The sequence below is a fragment of the Paraburkholderia sp. SIMBA_027 genome (genome assembly GCF_046535315.1).
Taxonomy (GTDB): Bacteria; Pseudomonadota; Gammaproteobacteria; order Burkholderiales; family Burkholderiaceae; genus Paraburkholderia; species Paraburkholderia tropica.
The window spans coordinates 110170-129261 of record NZ_JAWRWY010000021.1 but is presented as its reverse complement, the minus strand read 5'-3'; the positions used below and the strand labels follow the sequence as shown (position 1 = coordinate 129261).

The 19092-nt window shown below is 65.2% G+C and carries 15 protein-coding genes; 10 read left to right on the top strand and 5 right to left on the bottom strand.

The window, feature by feature from the left end:
- Window positions 1-360: 360 nt before the first annotated feature.
- Window positions 361-1620, bottom strand: coding sequence for an SGNH/GDSL hydrolase family protein (locus SB764_RS32410; protein ID WP_183713081.1), 1260 nt, complete (start codon window positions 1618-1620; stop codon window positions 361-363).
- Window positions 1621-1891: 271 nt separating this feature from the next.
- Between SB764_RS32410 and paaA the strand changes: the two genes are divergently transcribed.
- From paaA to SB764_RS32370, 8 genes are all read left to right on the top strand, one after another.
- Entirely contained in the window at window positions 1892-2893 is a 1002-nt protein-coding gene (paaA, locus tag SB764_RS32405) for a 1,2-phenylacetyl-CoA epoxidase subunit PaaA (protein WP_074982726.1), read from the top strand.
- Window positions 2894-2907: 14 nt separating this feature from the next.
- Window positions 2908-3225, top strand: coding sequence for a 1,2-phenylacetyl-CoA epoxidase subunit PaaB (gene paaB, locus SB764_RS32400; RefSeq protein ID WP_373681629.1), 318 nt, complete (start codon window positions 2908-2910; stop codon window positions 3223-3225).
- 10 nt (window positions 3226-3235) lie between these two features.
- Window positions 3236-4042, top strand: a complete 807-nt coding sequence (gene paaC, locus SB764_RS32395; protein WP_065061093.1) for a 1,2-phenylacetyl-CoA epoxidase subunit PaaC — start codon at window positions 3236-3238, stop codon at window positions 4040-4042.
- Between the two features lie 28 nt (window positions 4043-4070).
- A complete protein-coding gene (gene paaD, locus SB764_RS32390) occupies window positions 4071-4601 on the top strand; it encodes a 1,2-phenylacetyl-CoA epoxidase subunit PaaD (RefSeq protein WP_231957608.1) in 531 nt (176 codons plus the stop codon).
- Between the two features lies 1 nt (window position 4602).
- A complete protein-coding gene (gene paaE / locus SB764_RS32385) occupies window positions 4603-5691 on the top strand; it encodes a 1,2-phenylacetyl-CoA epoxidase subunit PaaE (RefSeq protein ID WP_176079598.1) in 1089 nt (362 codons plus the stop codon).
- Window positions 5692-5935: 244 nt separating this feature from the next.
- Complete coding sequence (locus SB764_RS32380) at window positions 5936-6754, top strand: DUF1835 domain-containing protein (RefSeq protein ID WP_183713078.1); 819 nt, start codon at window positions 5936-5938, stop codon at window positions 6752-6754.
- A gap of 69 nt (window positions 6755-6823) precedes the next feature.
- The gene (locus SB764_RS32375; protein WP_065061097.1) at window positions 6824-7426 is read left to right on the top strand and encodes a TetR/AcrR family transcriptional regulator; all 603 of its coding nucleotides are present in this window, start codon (window positions 6824-6826) and stop codon (window positions 7424-7426) included.
- 253 nt (window positions 7427-7679) lie between these two features.
- Window positions 7680-8345: a GNAT family N-acetyltransferase gene (locus SB764_RS32370; RefSeq protein ID WP_065061098.1), complete on the top strand. Its 666-nt coding sequence runs from the start codon at window positions 7680-7682 to the stop codon at window positions 8343-8345.
- Between the two features lie 90 nt (window positions 8346-8435).
- On the opposite strand, the gene SB764_RS32365 is transcribed toward SB764_RS32370, so the two are convergent.
- Entirely contained in the window at window positions 8436-8930 is a 495-nt protein-coding gene (locus SB764_RS32365) for an Lrp/AsnC family transcriptional regulator (protein WP_074982734.1), read from the bottom strand.
- Window positions 8931-9071: 141 nt separating this feature from the next.
- On the opposite strand from SB764_RS32365, the gene hppD reads away from it, so the two are divergent.
- Window positions 9072-10169, top strand: coding sequence for a 4-hydroxyphenylpyruvate dioxygenase (gene hppD, locus SB764_RS32360; protein ID WP_065061100.1), 1098 nt, complete (start codon window positions 9072-9074; stop codon window positions 10167-10169).
- A 187-nt stretch (window positions 10170-10356) separates the two neighbouring features.
- Here hppD and SB764_RS32355 read toward each other — a convergent pair whose 3' ends face one another.
- Entirely contained in the window at window positions 10357-10539 is a 183-nt protein-coding gene (locus tag SB764_RS32355; RefSeq protein ID WP_074982736.1) for a hypothetical protein, read from the bottom strand.
- A gap of 420 nt (window positions 10540-10959) precedes the next feature.
- On the opposite strand from SB764_RS32355, the gene SB764_RS32350 reads away from it, so the two are divergent.
- Window positions 10960-14562, top strand: coding sequence for an indolepyruvate ferredoxin oxidoreductase family protein (locus SB764_RS32350; RefSeq protein ID WP_176079597.1), 3603 nt, complete (start codon window positions 10960-10962; stop codon window positions 14560-14562).
- 110 nt (window positions 14563-14672) lie between these two features.
- Here the strand turns inward: SB764_RS32350 and SB764_RS32345 are convergent, their stop codons facing one another.
- Together SB764_RS32345 and SB764_RS32340 are read right to left on the bottom strand one after the other, a co-directional pair.
- Window positions 14673-16946, bottom strand: a complete 2274-nt coding sequence (locus tag SB764_RS32345) for an NADP-dependent malic enzyme (protein ID WP_065061103.1) — start codon at window positions 16944-16946, stop codon at window positions 14673-14675.
- A 550-nt stretch (window positions 16947-17496) separates the two neighbouring features.
- A complete protein-coding gene (locus SB764_RS32340) occupies window positions 17497-18747 on the bottom strand; it encodes an MFS transporter (RefSeq protein ID WP_410865944.1) in 1251 nt (416 codons plus the stop codon).
- Window positions 18748-19092 lie beyond the last annotated feature (345 nt).

Here is a 19092-nt window from a genome sequence, read left to right as displayed (position 1 = left end):
CTGACCGGCTCCGAAGAACCGCTCAGGTCGCATCACCTATCAAGCGCCCACACTTATCGGCTGTAAATTTTTAAAGATCGCGTCGCCCAAACTGCCCGGTTCGACTGCCGCACCGTAGTGCGCTGTACTACCCGGCGTTTGCTGCGTTGCTGCGTCAGCAGCAGAGAAACGAGATTATGAAGTCTCTTTTTCGTTTCGTCAACATCTTTTTTTACGTCGCCGCTTAAAAAGCTTGCTGATCCTGCGAACCCGCTCGTTTCGTCGCGGGCTTCGCTGCGGCGTATTGCTTGTTGCGTGCAGCGAAGGGGGCGAATCTTAGCGCCCCCTGAGGCAAGGCGCAAGGGGTGGCGGAAAATTTCCTTACTTTCCTGCCAACGCGGCCAGCGGCACGGCATTGGCCATCACCGCGTAGCCCGCGTCGCTCGGGTGGATATGGTCGCCGCTGTCGTATTCGCGGCGCAGACGCAGCGGATCAGCCGGGTCGCGCAGCGCCGCGTCGAAGTCCACCACGCCGTCGAATGCGCCACTCGTGCGAATCCACTGATTCGCCCTGGCGCGAATCGCCTCGCGCTCCGGCGGCAGCGCCGCCGGCGTGAGCGTCGCGCCGAGAATGCGTACGCCGCGCGCATGCGCCATCGCGATCACACGCTTGTAGCCCGCGATCAGATCGTCGGCGTTCACGCGCGTGTGCGGGAAATCGCAGTCGAGACCCGAGCGCGACGGCATCGCCTGAAAGTTGATGTCGTTAATGCCGATCAGCAAAACCGCCGTGCGCACACCCGGGCGCAGCGCATCGCGTTCGAAGCGGCGCTCGAGCGCCTCACCGTAGCAGGGCGAATCGCTCAGCAGACGATTACCGCTGATACCCATATCGATGACAGCGAGATTGCCGCGCGACTCGCGCGCGAGACGGCGCGCCAGCGCATCCGGCCAGCGACGGTTTTCGTTGAGCGACGAGCGCATGCCGTCGGTGATCGAATCGCCGATCGCCGCAACCGTCGACGCCCCCGGCGCCTCGACCGCCAGCCCCGTCACCCACAGATACTGCGTGAAACGCTGGTTGAATGCGCCGATCGACGGGTCCGTCACGTGGTTGCCCGGCCGCGAGACATAGTTCACCTGGCTCGCCACGCGGTGCCACGCAACCACGGTTTGCTGCGGCCCCATATACGAGCTGATCGCATACGGCGCGCCGCTCTTCAGCGCGATATGCACCGGATCGCTGTCGAGTTCCCCGCCCGGTGGCACCGATACGCTCTCGCGCCCGCCGAACGTCACCCGCGCCGTTTGCGCTTCGCTGGTCGCCGATCCGCCCGCAGACGGTGCGATCGCCATCGCGCCGATCATCAGCGGCGTCGTGCCATAGAGATTGCTGATGTGGACACGCGCCACCTCGCCGCCGAGCGTCGGATACACGATCTGCCGCACGGTGCGCCCCGCCACGTCCGGTGCGCGATACAGCGGCGGCAACGCGTTACGTTGGGGAATCGACTGCAGCGTGGTCGCCCAGCTTGTCACCCAATGGCCGCTGGCCGGCTGTTCGGCAAAGGCGGGCGCCGCGGCGCCGAGCGCGACGAGAAACGCGGCGCGGGCCGCAAAGTGTGCGAGGGAAATCTTCATCCGAGGAGCGAGTGCGCTGGCAAAGCGCCCATTGTGCCGCATGCTCCGCGGCGCAACCTTCCATCCGCCTGACAAAGCCGGCGAACGAAACCCCACCATCCCGCCGCGCACCGGGTGCCGATCCCGCCTGCAACTCAAGCAGCGCGACGTCGCATCCTTCGTATCGATCCACGCAACTTCGCGCCCTTTTATCCAGGCTCAAAATATTCATTTACCGACCGGTCGGTTGGTTTATACTGCGCACCATACCCAATACAGCGAGAGCGTCTCCATGTACACGCAATCCCTCGACATTCCCGGCAATGTCGCCCCGCTCGACGCGGGCGCCGACTCACCCGAGCAAGTCCGGTTCGACGCCATCATGGCCGCCGACGGCAAGATCGAGCCGCAGGACTGGATGCCCGATGCCTACCGCAAGACGCTGGTGCGCCAGATCTCGCAGCACGCGCACTCGGAAGTCGTGGGCATGCTGCCGGAAGGCAACTGGATTTCGCGCGCGCCGAGTCTGAAGCGCAAGGCGATCCTGCTCGCCAAGGTGCAGGACGAGGCGGGCCACGGCCTCTATCTCTATAGCGCGGCGGAGACGCTCGGCGTCTCGCGCGACCAGCTGATCGACGCCCTGCACGCGGGCAAGGCCAAGTATTCGAGCATTTTCAACTACCCGACGCCCACCTGGGCGGACGTCGGCGTGATCGGCTGGCTGGTCGACGGCGCGGCGATCATGAACCAGATCCCGCTGTGCCGCTGCACCTACGGCCCGTATGCGCGCGCCATGATCCGCATCTGCAAGGAAGAGTCGTTTCATCAGCGCCAGGGTTTCGACGCCCTGCTCGCGATGATGCAAGGCACCGAGGCGCAGCGCGAACTCGTGCAGCAGGCCGTGAACCGCTGGTGGTGGCCAGTGCTGATGATGTTCGGCCCGAGCGACGCCGACTCGGTCCACAGCAACCAGTCGGCCAAATGGGGCATCAAGCGCATCACGAACGACGATCTGCGCCAGAAGTTCGTCGACGCCACGGTCGAGCAGGCCAAAGTGCTCGGCGTGACGTTGCCCGACGCCGACCTGAAATGGAACGAGGCGCGCGGCCACTACGACTACGGCACGATCGACTGGGAAGAATTCTGGCGCGTCGTCAACGGCGACGGCCCGTGCAACCGCGAGCGCCTCGGCACGCGCGTGAAGGCGCACAACGAAGGCGCGTGGGTGCGCGAAGCCGCCCTCGCCCATGCCGAAAAGCAGCGTCAGCGCGCCGAAAGCCGCGCCGCGGCCTGACCCGAACCCGGCGAATGAGCCAACAGAGACTCGAAGGAGACAGCAAGATGAACAAGGAATGGCCGATCTGGGAAGTGTTCGTGCGCAGCAAGCAGGGGCTCGATCACAAGCATTGCGGCAGCCTGCACGCAGCCGACGCCTCGATGGCGCTGCGCATGGCGCGCGACGTCTACACGCGCCGGCAGGAAGGCGTGAGCATCTGGGTGGTGCCGTCCGCGGCGATCACGGCGTCGGACCCGAGTGAAAAGGCCGAGCTGTTCGAACCGGCCGGCGACAAGATCTATCGCCATCCGACGTTCTACACGCTGCCCGACGAAGTCAACCACATGTAAGAGCGAGACCATGACGACGCCCACGCAAGAACACCTCGCGTACGTGCTGCGCCTCGCCGACACCGCGCTGATCCTCGGTCAGCGCAACACGGAATGGTGCGGCCACGGCCCGATCCTCGAAGAAGACATCGCGCTCGCCAACATGAGCCTCGACCTGATCGGCCAGGCGCGCCTGCTCTACACGCACGCCGCCACGCTCGACAAGGCGCTCACCGGCCGCGAGCGCACCGAGGACGACTACGCCTATTTCCGCGCCGAGCGCGAGTTCGCCAACTACACGCTCGCCGAGCTGCCGCATTTCGGGCCGCTCGCCGGCACGACGCATTCGGCCAACGACTACGCCGTGACGATCGTGCGCAACTTCCTTTATGCGTCGCTGATGGCGCATCTGTGGACCGCGCTGCTGCGTTCCGCCGATCCGCAACTGGCCGCCATCGCCGAGCGTTCGATCAAGGAAACGCGCTATCACGTGCATCACGCGCGCGAATGGCTGATCCGTTTCGGCGACGGCACCGAGGAATCGCACCGCCGCGCCCAGGCCGCGCTCGACTGGCTGATGCCGTACACGCGCGAGTTCTTCAGCACGGATGCGGTGGAAACCACCGTGGCCGAAGCCGGCATCGCGCCGCTCACCGCGCAGTTCGAAGCCGCGTGGCGCGCCGACGTGCAAGCAGCGCTCGACGAAGCCACGCTCGTCGCGCCCGCGCCGGTCAAGCACGTGAGCACCGGCAAGCTCGGCGAACACTCGGAGCACATGGGTTTCGTGCTCGCCGAGATGCAGAGCCTCGCGCGCCAGCATCCGGACGCGCGCTGGTAAGCCGCGCCCCGCTTCCAGGGAGATGACGATGCAAGCCACGGCAGACCGCGCGCTCGAACGCGCCTGGGCCGCGCTCGAAGCGGTGCCCGATCCGGAGATCCCGGTGGTGTCGATCCGCGAACTCGGCATTCTGCGCGACGTGCGACGCGCCGACGACGGCCAGCTCGAAGTGGTCATCACGCCGACCTATTCGGGCTGTCCGGCCATGTCGCAGATCGCCGAGGACGTCGCGCACGCGCTCGACGCGGCGCAGATCGCGCCGTACCGCATCGCCACGACGCTGACGCCGGCCTGGACCACCGACTGGATCACCGACGAAGCGCGCGAGAAGCTGCGCGCCTACGGCATCGCGCCGCCCACAGGCAACTGCGGCGGCGGCGCGGCGTCAGGTCCGGACGAAAAGCCGATCACCTTCATGCCGAAACTGCCCGCGCCCGTCTGCCCGCGCTGCGGCTCGAAGCACACCGAGCGCCTCGCGCAATTCGGCTCGACCGCGTGCAAGGCGCTGTACCGCTGCCTCGATTGCCGCGAACCCTTCGACTACTTCAAACCGTACTGATATGGCCACCCCGCAATTCCATTCGCTGCGCATCCGCGAAGTACGTCCCGAAACCGCGGACGCGGTCTCCGTTGCATTCGAAGTGCCGCCCGAGCTGCGCGACGCCTACCGTTTCACGCAAGGACAGTTCGTCACGCTCAAGACCCATATCGAAGGCGAGGAAACGCGCCGCTCGTACTCGATCTGCGTCGGCGTGACCGATTACGACCGTGACGGCGAACTGCGCATCGGCATCAAGCGCGTGCGCGGCGGGCGTTTCTCGAACTTCGCCTTCGATCAGCTCGCGCCGGGCCACGAAATCGATGTGATGACGCCCGACGGCCGCTTCTTCACGCACCTGAACGCCGATCACGGCAAGCATTACGTGGCGTTCTCGGGTGGCTCGGGCATCACGCCGGTGCTGGCGATCGTCAAGACGACGCTCGAAACGGAGCCGCGCAGCGCGTTCACGCTGGTCTACGGCAACCGCAGCGTCGACCAGATCATGTTCGCGGAGGAGCTTGAGGACCTGAAGAACCGCTTCATGGACCGCTTCCGCCTCTACCACGTGCTGTCGGACGATCTGCAGGACGTCGAGCTGTTCAACGGCGTGCTCGATCAGGCCAAGTGCGCGGCGTTCCTCGACACGCTGCTGCCGCCGGGCGAGATCGACGAAGCCTTCATCTGCGGCCCCGCGCCGATGATGGACGCCGCCGAAGCCGCGCTCTCGGTCGCGGGCGTGCCCAAGCCGAATGTCCACGTCGAACGTTTCGGCTCGCCGCTGCCGCAAGCGGGCGTGCCGCCGGTCGAAATCACCGCGGATACGCCGGCCGCCGAGCTGGAAATCGTTATCGACGGCAAGAAGCGCAAGCTGCGTCTGCCCTATGAGGGCGTGAGCCTGCTCGACGTCGGCCTGAAAGCCGGGCTTGCGCTGCCGTATGCATGCAAGGGCGGCGTGTGCTGCACCTGCCGCGCCCGCGTGCTCGAAGGCGAAGTGAAGATGGACAAGAACTACACGCTCGAAGAGCAGGAAGTGAAGGACGGCTTCGTGCTCACCTGCCAATGCCATCCGGTCAGCGAGCGCGTGGTGGTGAGCTTCGACGAGCGTTGAACGCCGCAGTCCCGACGCACACGCCACATGAACGTAAAATTAAGGGCCCGAATACGCAGAAACGGAAATTCGCGGTGACATATCCGCTCTAGAGCAACAGCACGCTTTCGGCCCTCAGGCGATCCGCTTACACTAGGGGCCGCCCGCGCCAGGCGCACTTCGCTGCGCCGCGCGGGCGGTCCCTTTTGTCTCTAGCGCGCTTGCTGGCGTTTATGGCGTTCATGGCGAGCGCAACGAGTTGTCGATGACCACGATCCACCTCATTCATGGCGAGCCGGCGGCGGCCGCACTGCGACAGGCTCTCGACGCGGCGGACCCGGCCGGGCGCGTGATCGCACTGAACGACGACCTCACGGTCGGCCCGCTGCGCGACATCGACGCGAGCGGCAATCCCGGCGCGGCACAACGCGCGGCGTTCTGGCAGCGCCTCGGCGACGTGCCGGACACGCTCGCGCAGCACGACTGCGCGGCGCTCGCCGCCGTCGAAGCCGACGACGCCCACGTGGTGATCTGGCACACGCACGACGCCGCCGATCAGCTCACGCTGCGCCGCGTCTGCTACCGGCTGCGCTGCGCACCGCAACGCCTGAACGAAGTGCGCCTCGCCGCCGACGACCTCGCCGGTACGCCGGAACACGCCGCCGAACGCCTGCGCGCGCGCCTGCCCGACGCGGCGCCGATCTCGGTGCTGCGCATCACGCGCCTCGCGCTCGAATGGCAGGAAGCGAAGTTCGCGAACGGCGAAACGCGCCGCTGGCGCGACAACACGTTCACCAGCGGCGCCTGGGCCGATCTCGACGCGCTGATCCTCGACACCCTGAACGCGCAGTGTCCGTCGAGCGCACCGTGGCTCGCCTGCGATACCCTCGGCGCGGCGCTCACGCGCGGCGCGGGCTTCGCGGTGGCCGAACCGATCGTGCTATGGCGTCTGCGCGAGCTGGCCGGCGCGGGCGAACTGCATCTGCGCGACGACCGCTGCGCCGCGCCCGCCGAAGGCGCCAACGCGCGCTCGACGCGCCCGGTGCTGCCGCACACCGCTGCGCACCTGTCGCTTTCTCGCTGAATCCGCCGATCTCTCGCCCCCGCCCTCTCCAACTCCGCCGATCCTCGCCGATCTCCGCCGATCCCCAACATGGCACGCACCCGAGCGCCCGACCACGAAACCCAGCGCGACCAGATTCTCGAACTCGCCGCGGCCAAATTCGCGCAGACGAGCTATCCGAGCACGTCGATGTCCGATCTCGCGGCCGCCAGCGGCACGTCCAAAGCCCGCCTCTATCACTACTACGAGAGCAAGGAAGCGATCCTCTTCGATCTGCTCGACCGCTACACGAAGCGGCTGATGCTGATCATCGCCGAGGTGGAAGGCGCGAGCCAGCGCCGCAACCTCGACGAGCGCGAGAGCTTCGCCGAGTTGATCCGCGCGTTTCTCGTGGAGTACGAGACCTCGCACAGCCGCCATGTGGCGCTGCTCAACGACGTCAAATATCTGGTGGACGCGCAGCGCGAGATCATCCTGAACCGCCAGCGCGACGTGGTCGCCGCCTTCACGCGCCAGCTCGCGCGCGCTTATCCGGGCCGCGTGACAGCCGACAACCAGACCGCGCTCACCATGATGGTGTTCGGCATGATCAACTGGACTTTCACCTGGTTGAAGCCCGGCGGCCGCATGGGCTACCGCGATTTCGCCGAGCAGGTGATCGCCGTGGTCGATCACGGACTGCAGTCGGCCTGACCCTTAAAACGAAGCGGATAATCGGCAATATTGCTGCTGCGCAACATGATGTGTAGTCACAACAGTTGACGCGTCAACGTATTCGCCGCACATATCCCATAAAAATCAATGAGTTGGAGCGTCTATTTTCTTAATTAGGCGCAACACTCAAATCTGTAATCCGGGTTTTCCCTAGCCCCACCCCAGGGTTTCCGCTAGAATCCGTTTTGCGCCGCATCATGCGCCCGCAGTCCGATTCTAAGGAGAACCCACCATGAACAAGCTTTCGACCCAAGCCCACGCGCCGATCCTGCCGACCGGCCGCACGCTGTCGTCCGGTCATTCGCCTGTCATGGTGCGCGTGCTCACCTCGGCCGACCGCGACCGCCTGCTGAGCCACTTTCTCGCGCTCGGCACCGACGACCGCCTGCTGCGCTTCGGCCAGGCCGCGCCGGACCATGTGATCGAGAACTATGTGCGCGGTCTGGACTTCACGCGCGACACCGTGTTCGGCGTGTTCGACCATCAGCTGCAACTCGTCGGCGCGGGCCATCTGGCCTATCTGCCCGCCGACGGCAACGGCCGCACCGCCGAATTCGGCGTGTCGGTCAGCGAAAGTGCGCGCGGCCAGGGCATCGGCTCGAAGCTGTTCGAGCGCGCCGCCATCCGCAGCCGCAACACGCACGTCACCACGCTGTACATGCACTGCCTGTCGCGCAACTCCACGATGATGCACATCGCGAAGAAGTCGGGCATGAAGATCGAATACGCCTACGGCGAAGCCGACGCGTATCTCTCGCTCGAACCGGCCGACCAGAGCAGCATCATCGCGGAAATGCTCCAGGAACAGGCCGCCGTGTTCGACTACGCGCTCAAGCGCCAGGCGCGTCAGGCCTCGCGTCTGATCGAAACGATCCTCCCGCAGGCCGTGGCAGCGTGACTCCTGCCCGGCTGGGTTGAATGAGCACGAAATAAAAAAGCGGCTTCGGCCGCTTTTTTTACGTCTATCGCCGCGCGCCTGAAAAGGCGTTCAAAGAATTGGCAGCGCGGTCGTTTCCTTGAAGGTCTGCAGGGAAAAGCTCGACTTCACGTCGATCACCGACGGATGGTGCAGCAACTGGTCCTGCACGAAGCGCGAGAAGTGCGCCATGTCCTCCACCTGCACGCGCAGCAGAAAATCCATGTCGCCCGTCATGGCGTGACACGCCACCACCTCGGGCCACGTCTGCACGGCCGCGCGAAACAGCTCGGCGTGCGTCACGCCCTCGCGCCCCGACGCCGTCGGCCCGCGCTTCTCCAGCCGCACATTCACGTAGGCCAGCAGGTCGAGCCCCAGCTTTTGCGCGTCGAGCAGCGCCACATACCCGCGGATCACCCCGCTCTCTTCGAGCCGCCGGATGCGTCGCAGACACGGACTCGGCGAGAGATTCACCCGCTCCGCGATCTCCTGATTCGAGAGCCGGCCATTCTCCTGAAGAATCGCGAGAATGCGACGGTCGATTGCGTCCAATTCGATGTCAGCCATTTTCTGCCACTCGGTGAAGTATCGAAAGCATTTTATAGCCCAGATTGTGAAAACTACGACCAAGATCGCAAGTTTTCTCCCATATTGGACAGCTAGACTGCCTGCACCAATCAATGATCTTGATCAACGCAGGAGACAACCATGCAGGTCCCCACCTGGGAAAATCCCGTCGGCACCGACGGCTTCGAGTTCATCGAATACACCGCTCCCGATCCCAAAGCGCTCGGCAAGCTGTTCGAGCGCATGGGCTTCACCGCCGTCGCGCGTCACCGCCACAAGGACGTGACGCTTTATCGCCAGGGCGAGATCAACTTCATCGTCAACGGCGAGCCCGATTCGTTCGCGCAGCGCTTCGCGCGCCTGCACGGCCCGTCGATCTGCGCAATCGCGTTTCGTGTGCAGGACGCCGCCAAGGCCTACCAGCGTGCGCTCGAACTGGGCGCATGGGGCTTCGACAACAAGACCGGCCCGATGGAGCTGAACATTCCGGCCATCAAGGGCATCGGCGACTCGCTGATCTATTTCGTCGACCGCTGGCGCGGCAAGAACGGCGCGCAGCCGGGCAGCATTGGCGACATCGGCATCTATGACGTCGACTTCGTGCCGATCGAGGGCGCCGAGCAGAATCCGGTCGGCCACGGCCTCACCTACATCGACCATCTCACGCACAACGTGCATCGCGGCCGCATGGCCGAGTGGGCCGAGTTCTACGAACGCCTCTTCAACTTCCGCGAAATCCGCTACTTCGACATCGAAGGCAAGGTGACGGGCGTGAAGTCGAAGGCAATGACCTCGCCGTGCGGCAAGATTCGTATTCCGATCAACGAGGAAGGCGGCGAGACGGCCGGTCAGATCCAGGAATATCTGGACGCGTATCACGGCGAAGGCATTCAGCACATCGCGCTCGGCACCAGCGACATCTACCGCACGGTGGATGGCCTGCGCGCCTCGAATATCGCGCTGCTCGACACCGTCGACACGTATTACGAACTGGTGAACCGCCGCATTCCGGGCCACACCGAGCCGCTCGACGAGCTGAAAAAGCGCAAGATCCTGATCGACGGCGCGCCCGAGGACCTGCTGCTGCAAATCTTCACGGAGAACCAGATCGGCCCGATCTTCTTCGAGATCATCCAGCGCAAGGGCAATCAGGGCTTCGGCGAAGGCAACTTCAAGGCGCTGTTCGAATCGATCGAACTCGACCAGATCCGCCGCGGCGTCGTGCAGGACAAGGCGTAAGCGTCGTCGGAATATCAAGCGGAAGAAAAGCAAAAAGGGCGGAGATCACACGATCTTCGCCCTTTTTAGCTGGTGAATCAGTCGATGAGTCCGCCGCCGCACACCCGGCCACGGTCTCGCATGAGTGGAATGCTGCGCGGATCAACGCGGCATTGCGCGCCGCTTCATGAGCGGCTGGTTGAGCGACTTAGCGCTCGGCCTTAACCGCCGGTGCGACGTTCGTGTCGACCTTCGCGCACAGCGAATACTGCGCGCACGACGTGGACGCATTCGCGCCGCCGCGGGTGCTGGCGTTCGAATGCAGCGGCGCGCTCATGGCGAAGAACGCTGCCGAGACCGTCAGGAAGGTCTGGATATGTCGATTATTCATGTGGTACTCCTTTTTTCAGACTGCCTGCCACTGCGCAAAAAAACGATCGCGCCCTGAATGTTTCGGGGCGCGGCGCGGATCGCACAGGTGAGGGAGTTAGACAGGATATTCAAGACCGGTTCCGTACAAGTGCAACTTTTACACGTTGTTACTTCACACGAAACTCGGATACATCCTTTGTTACACAGGCCTGACGAGTGCTAAGCACCATCTGATAATTTTGACAGACGGCCTGCGAATGAATGCTGCGATGCATCAGAAAACTCCGACATTCTGACGAGGAGCGGCGGGTTTATCCGAGTGCTACTATCGAAAAAAAGAAGCCAATATGGCGACCCCGGCCAACGCATTCACAAGATGCCGAGGCCCTGAAGTTCTGGCGATCCCACAACGGATTGGTTGGATGGAGGAAGACACATAATGAATGCCCCGCTAGACGCAGGTCAGCGCGCTTCGCTCGAAGCCGCACTCGCTTCCGTCACGCTCGACGACAAATACACCCTCGAACGCGGCCGCGCGTACATGAGCGGCATCCAGGCGCTGGTCCGTCTGCCGATGCTGCAACAGGAACGCGATAAGGCCGCCGGTCTCAATACCGCGGGGTTCATCTCAGGCTATCGCGGCTCGCCTCTGGGCGGTCTCGACCAGTCGCTCTGGAAGGCGAAGCAGCATCTCGCCGCACACGGCATCGTTTTTCAACCCGGCGTCAACGAAGACCTCGCCGCGACCGCAGTCTGGGGTTCGCAGCAGGTGAACCTGTATCCGTCCGCGAAACACGACGGCGTGTTTTCGATGTGGTACGGCAAAGGCCCCGGCGTCGACCGCTGCGGCGACGTTTTCAAGCACGGCAACTCGGCCGGTTCGTCGGCGCACGGCGGCGTGCTGGTGCTCGCCGGCGACGACCACGCCGCCAAGTCCTCGACGCTCGCGCACCAGTCGGAGCACATCTTCAAGGCCTGCGGCCTGCCGGTGCTGTTCCCTTCGAACGTGCAGGAATATCTCGACTTCGGCCTGCACGGCTGGGCGATGAGCCGCTACTCCGGCCTCTGGGTCGCGATGAAATGCGTGACCGACGTGGTGGAATCGTCGGCGTCGGTGGAAATCGATCCGCACCGCACCCGCATCGTGCTGCCCGAGGATTTTCTGATGCCCGAGGGCGGCCTGAACATCCGCTGGCCCGATCCGCCGCTCGTGCAGGAAGCGCGTCTGCTCGACTACAAGTGGTACGCCGGGCTCGCCTACGTGCGCGCCAACAAGCTCGACCGCATCGAGATCGATTCGCCGCACGCGCGCTTCGGCATCATGACGGGCGGCAAGGCGTATCTCGACGTGCGCCAGGCGCTCACCGACCTCGGTCTCGACGACGAAACCTGCGCGCGCATCGGCCTGCGGCTCTACAAGGTCGGCTGCGTGTGGCCGCTCGAAGCGCAAGGCGCGCAAGCCTTCGCGCGCGGGCTCGAAGAAATTCTCGTGGTCGAGGAAAAGCGCCAGATTCTCGAATACGCGATCAAGGAAGAGCTGTACAACTGGCCCGATGCACAGCGTCCGCGCGTCTACGGCAAGTTCGACGAGAAGGACGGCGCAGGCGGCGAATGGTCGGTGCCGATGGGCAACTGGCTGCTGCCCGCGCACTACGAACTCTCGCCCGCGATCATCGCCAAGGCCATCGCCACGCGTCTCGACAAGTTCGAGATGCCGTCCGACGTGCGCGCGCGCATCGCCGCACGCGTGGCCGTGATCGAAGCGAAGGAACGCGCGCTCGCCAAACCGCGCGTGCAGGCCGAACGCAAGCCGTGGTTCTGCTCGGGCTGCCCGCACAACACCTCGACGAACGTGCCCGAAGGCTCGCGCGCGATGGCGGGCATCGGCTGCCACTACATGACCGTGTGGATGGACCGCAGCACCAGCACCTTCAGCCAGATGGGCGGCGAAGGCGTGGCGTGGGTCGGTCAGGCGCCGTTCACGAACGACAAGCACGTGTTCGCCAATCTCGGCGACGGCACCTACTTCCACTCGGGTCTGCTCGCGATCCGCGCGGCGATCGCCTCGAAGGCGAACATCACCTACAAGATTCTCTATAACGACGCGGTCGCGATGACGGGCGGCCAGCCCGTCGACGGCGTGCTCACGGTGCCGCAGATCACGCATCAGCTCGCGTCCGAAGGCGCGAAGCAGATCGTGATCGTCACCGACGAGCCGCAGAAGTACGAAGGCGACATTGCCGCGAAACTCGCACCTGGCGTGACGATCCATCATCGCGACCGGCTCGACGCCGTGCAGCGCGAACTGCGCGAGGTCGCGGGCACGACGATCCTGATCTACGACCAGACCTGCGCGACGGAAAAGCGCCGCCGCCGCAAGCGCGGCACGTATCCCGACCCGGCAAAGCGCGTGGTGATCAACGAGGCCGTCTGCGAAGGTTGCGGCGATTGCTCGGTGCAGTCGAACTGCCTCTCGGTCGAACCGCTCGACACCGAATACGGCACGAAGCGCCAGATCAACCAGTCGAGCTGCAACAAGGACTTCTCGTGCCTCAAGGGCTTCTGCCCGAGCTTCGTCACGGTCGAAGGCGGCCAGTTGCGCAAGCCGAAGGCGAGCAGCGTCGCGAACGACACGATGCCCGCCGTGCCGACGCCAGACGTGCCCGCCATCGCGCGCCCCTACGGCGTGCTCGTGACGGGCGTGGGCGGCACCGGCGTGGTGACGATCGGCGCGCTGCTCGGCATGGCCGCGCACCTCGAAGCCAAGGGCGTGACCGTGCTCGACGTGACCGGCCTCGCGCAGAAAGGCGGCGCGGTGATGAGCCACGTGCAGATCGCCAATCGTCCGGACGACATCCACGCGACGCGCATCGCGATGGGCGACGCGAAACTCGTGATCGGCTGCGATGCCATCGTGACCGCGAGCGACGACTGCGTCTCGCGCATGCACGAAGGCGCCACGCATGTCGTGCTCAACAGCACGCCCACGCCGACGGCCGAGTTCATCAAGAATCCGCAGTGGCAGTTTCCGGGTTCGAACACCGAGACCGACGTGCGCAACGCGGCGGGCGCGGACAATGTGGCCACCGTCGACGCCAATCGCTACGCGCTCGCGCTGCTCGGCGACGCGATCTACACGAATCCGTTCGTGCTCGGCTACGCGTGGCAAAAGGGCTGGCTGCCGCTCACGCACGAATCGCTCACGCGCGCGATCGAGCTGAACGCCGTGCAGGTCGAGAAGAATCTCGCGGCCTTCGAATGGGGGCGGCGCGTCGCGCACGACCGCGCGGCTGTCGATCAGCTGATCCGGAAGCCGCTCGCGGAACAAGGCGTCAGCGACGCGGGCGCGAAGATCGTCTCGCTGCACACGCCCAAGGCGCTCGACACGCTGATCGAGAAGCGCGCGCAGTATCTGGCCGCGTATCAGAACGAGGCGTACGCTCAGCGTTATCGCGCGTTCGTCGATGCGGTGCGCCGCGCCGAAGCCCAGCTCGAACACGTCGACGGCCAGCAGCCGCTCACCGAAGCCGTCGCGCGCAATCTGCACAAGCTGATGGCGTACAAGGACGAGTACGAAGTCGCACGCCTCTACGCCGATCCGGCCTTCGTCGAGAAGATCAAGGCGAGCTTCGAAGGCGACTGGAAGCTCAACTTCCATCTTGCGCCGCCGTCGTTCGCGAAGCACGACGACAAGGGTCATCTGCTGAAGAAGCAGTATGGCCCGCGCATGCTGTCGGCGATGCGCGTGCTCGCGAAGCTCAAGTTCCTGCGCGGCACGGCGCTCGATCCGTTCGGCCGCACCGAGGAACGCCGCCACGAACGCGCGCTGATCGGCGAATACGAGGCGCTGATGCGCGAAGTGAGCGGCGGCCTGCGCGACGCGAATCTGCCGCTCGCGCTCGAACTCGCGAACCTGCCCGACGCGATTCGCGGCTACGGCCACGTGAAGGAGAACAACCTCAAGGCCACGCGCGCGAAGTGGGCGACGCTGCTCGCGAAGTGGCGCTCGCCGGAAAACGGCGCGGCGCGGCACGCAGCTTGATGCGTTTTTGAGGCGGTTCTGAGGCGGTAAAAAACAAAGGGCGCTCCGTGTAAAACGGAGCGCCCTTTTCACATCATCATGAGGCGGTCAAGACGAAGACCGCCGCGACCTTACTTCGCCACTTTGGCGTTCGCCGAAGCGACAGCCGTCATGTTGATGATGCGTCGCACCGTCGCCGCCGGCGTGAGGATGTGCACCGGCTTCGACGCGCCCAGCAGGAACGGGCCGACCGTCACGCCTTCGCCGCCGATCATCTTCAGCAGGTTGTACGTGATGTTCGCCGCTTCCACGTTCGGCATGATCAGCAGGTTCGCTTCGCCCGCGAGCGTGGTGCCCGGGAACGACTGCTTGCGGATCATTTCCGAAAGCGCGGCGTCGCCGTGCATTTCACCGTCCACTTCGAGCTGCGGCGCGCGTTCCGAAATCAGCTGACGCGCGGCCTGCATGCGCGCCGACGTCGACGAACGCACGCTGCCGAAATTCGACGACGACAGCAGCGCGACCTTCGGCGTGATGCCGAACTTCTCGATTTCGCGCGCGGCGAGAATCGTCATGTCGGCGAGCTGCTCGGCGCTCGGCACTTCGTTCACGTAGGTGTCGCTGATGAACAGGTTGCGGCCAGGCAGCATCAGCAGGTTCATCGCCGCGTAGTTCTCGGCTTCCTGCGCCTTGCCGAACACCTGCTCGACGAACTTCAGGTGATAGTCGAAGCTGTTGAGCAGGCCGCAGATCATGCCGTCGGCGTCGCCCAGATGCACGAGGATCGCGCCGATCAGCGTGTTGAACTTGCGCATCGACGCCTTCGCCACGTCGGGCGTGACGCCCTGGCGCGCGCCCAGTTCGTGATACGCCTGCCAGCTCTTCTGGAAGCGCGGATCGTCTTCCGGATCGACGATCTCGAAGTCGGTGCCCGCGCGCAGCTTCGAGCCCATCTTCTTCAGGCGCATTTCCACGACAGCCGGGCGGCCGACGATGATCGGCCTGGCGATCTTCTCGGTCAGCACGAATTGCGCGGCGCGCAGCACGCGCTCGTCTTCACCTTCGGCGAACACGATGCGCGCGTTGCTGGCCTTCGCGGCCGCGAACACCGGACGCATCACCATGCCCGTGCGGTACACGGTTGCGCCCAGTTCTTCGCGGTACGCGTCCATGTCCTTGATCGGACGCGTGGCCACGCCCGAATCCATCGCGGCCTGCGCGACGGCCGGCGCGATCTTGATGATCAGGCGCGGATCGAACGGCTTCGGAATCAGATATTCCGGGCCGAATTCGAGCGTGTGGCCTTCATAGGCCTTCGCCACTTCGTCGCCCTGATCGGTTTCTTCCGCGAGTTCGGCGATCGCGCGCACGCACGCGAGCTTCATCTCTTCCGTGATGGTCGTCGCGCCCACGTCGAGCGCGCCGCGGAAGATGAACGGGAAGCACAGCACGTTGTTGACCTGGTTCGGATAGTCCGAACGGCCCGTGGCGATGATCGCGTCCGGGCGCACGCGCTTGGCCTCTTCCGGGCGGATTTCTGGCTCCGGATTGGCGAGCGCCAAGATCAGCGGCGTGGTGCCCATTTCCACGACCATCTCGGCCTTGAGCACGCCGGCGCTCGAGCAGCCGAGGAACACGTCCGCGCCCTTGATGGCGTCGGCGAGCGTGCGCGCGTCGGTGTTCGCCGCGTAGCGCGCCTTCGACGGATCGAGATTGCCGCGGCCTTCGTAGATCACGCCCTTCGAGTCGGTGACGAGGATGTTTTCCTTCTTCGCGCCGAGCTTGACCAGCAGATCCAGACAGGCGATGGCCGCCGCGCCCGCACCCGAGCACACCAGCTTGATGCTGCCCAGATCCTTGCCCACGACCTTCAGGCCGTTGAGGATGGCCGCCGAAGCGATGATCGCCGTGCCGTGCTGGTCGTCGTGGAAGACGGGAATCTTCATGCGCTCGCGCAGCTTCTGCTCGATGTAGAAGCACTCGGGCGCCTTGATGTCTTCGAGGTTGATGCCGCCGAGCGTCGGCTCGAGCATCGCGATCGCTTCGACGAGCTTGTCCGGGTCGCTTTCGTCGAGTTCGATGTCGAATACGTCGATGCCCGCGAACTTCTTGAACAGGCAACCCTTGCCTTCCATCACCGGCTTGGCCGCGAGCGGGCCGATGTTGCCGAGGCCGAGCACGGCGGTGCCGTTGGTCACGACGCCGACGAGGTTGCCGCGCGAGGTGTACTTCTGCGCGTCGAGCGGATCGGCGTGGATCGCTTCGCACGCAGCCGCCACGCCCGGCGAATACGCGAGCGAAAGGTCGAGCTGGTTCGACAGCGGCTTGGTCGGCGTAACGGAAATCTTGCCGGGCTTCGGATTCTGGTGATAAGCGAGCGCGCTTTGCTTCAGTTGTTCATCCATTTTCAGGCCTGCCAGGACGTGAGAGACGAAAGGAGTTTTATGGTCGTATGCCGCCGGTCCGCGCGTAGGGATACGTCGGCGTCGAAAGCAGCATCGGCTGACGAAACCACCTGTGAAACAGGCACGCGAGAAATAGCGGGCGATTAGTGTACACCCCGCATCGTTTCAGGCGACTTGGGTCAAAGACTGATACCGGGAATTTGCATAACGCCTGTTAAGCGGCATTTTTGTGGCGGCGGCGCGGCGCGCGCGCGGCGATTGCAGTGCAGCAATCGGCGAATCAAAGACCGATCGGCGGCGAACGGCGACGTTGGCGAACGCGGGGCGCAAAAAGCGTGCGATTGGCGCAGGCCCGCCCGACGCGCAGGCGCCGCGTGTGGCGCAATTGTTGCGGCCACGCGGACGTTTTATTGCGCGACGCGCGGCGCAGCGCGCCTGTTCCGTGCAAACGCGTGCGGCGTTGCGCCGCAGTTTTTGCGCGCCGCGCTTGATGTGCGCGCGCTGGATCTGCGCTGTGTTCGCGCGTTCGGTCAGCGTTTCGCGCCCGCGCTCAGTCGAGCGCCGCGCCGCGCCGTTCAGGAATCAGAAAGAGCGTGGCGAGGATGTCGAGCACGTAGATCGACGCGAGCATGGCGAGTGCCGTCGAGAACGAATAGCGCGCGGCCACGGCGCCCACCGCGAGCGGCCCGAAGCCGCCCACCGCGCGGCCGATGTTGAACAGCACGTTCTGCGCGGTGGCACGTGCGGCGGTCGGATACAGCTCGGAGATCAGTGCGCCGTAGCCACCGATCATGCCGTTCACGAACACGCCCATTGCCGCGCCGCCGATCAGGAGCGCGAACGGCGTGGAAAGCTGCGCGTAGACGAACACCATCGCGACCGCGCCCGTCTGGTAGAACAGGAACGCCGGACGGCGGCCGAAGCGGTCGGCGGCCACGCCGAACAGCCAGATGCCGAGCGCCATGCCCGCGACGGTCGCCGCGGTCCAGAGCCCCGATTTCGTCAGCGAATAGCCGAACGACTTCGCGAGATACGCGGGCAGCCAGATCATCAGCCCGTAGTAGCCGAAGTTCTGCACCGAGCAGAGCACCGCCACGCCGAGACTCGCGCGCGCCGTGCGGGCGTCGGCGACCAGCAGGCGCAGCGCACGCGGCTTGTGCTGCGGCGCGGCCTGCGCCACGCGCTCGCGGTGCGCGACGAACAGTTCCGGTTCCTCGACGCGTCGGCGCACGAAGAACGACGCCACCGCCGGCAGCAGCCCGACCGCGAACATGCCGCGCCAGCCGATCACGGGCAGCAGCCACGGCGTGAGCAGCGCCGCGGCCAGCACGCCGGCCTGCCAGCCGAGCCCGACATACGACGACGCCCGCGCACGCAGCCGCGCCGGCCACGCTTCGGCAACCAGCGCCATGCCGATGCCGAATTCGCCGCCGAGGCCGATGCCCGCGATGGTCCGGTAGACCAGCAGATCGGCGTAACCGCGCGAGAGCGCGCACAGGCCGGTGAAGACGGCGAACAGCAGGATCGTCCAGGTCAGTACGCGCACGCGGCCGAAGCGGTCGGACAGCAGCCCGAACACGATGCCGCCGACCACCGCGCCCACCAGCGTCCACGTGACGAGCGAGCCCGCCTGGGCGCCCGTCAGATGCAGGTCGGCGCTGATGGCGGGCAGCATGAAGCCGAGCATCAGCAGGTCGAAGCCGTCCATCGCGTAGCCCGCCACCGAGGCGATCAGCGCCCGCACGGCGTGGCCGCGCGGGGCTGTGTTCGCCGGGTCGCCCGACGGGTCGGGCGCGTTCACATGCGTGCTCGCGGCGGGCGCAAAGGCGACGTCGGCGGGGGTGGCGTCCGAGTCTTGGGGGGCTTGGGGGTTTGGGGAGACGGAAGCAGAACGTGGATCGGGCTGTGACCCGGAAGGCGAAGCAGGCGACATGGCGGACGAAATCCTGTGCTGGACGGGCGCGGGCGCGCGCGACGCGGCCCCGGCGAAAACCGGCGTGAGTTTACTGGCGTGGGTGCGCGGTCACAACTGCGATCAAAAGCCAGCGCGGTTTGCGCATCCGCACCGACGCGCACCCCGATCGCGCCCCACAAACCGATCCATCACTGTCAGACGCTGTCAGATCGACTCGGTCATACCGACTCG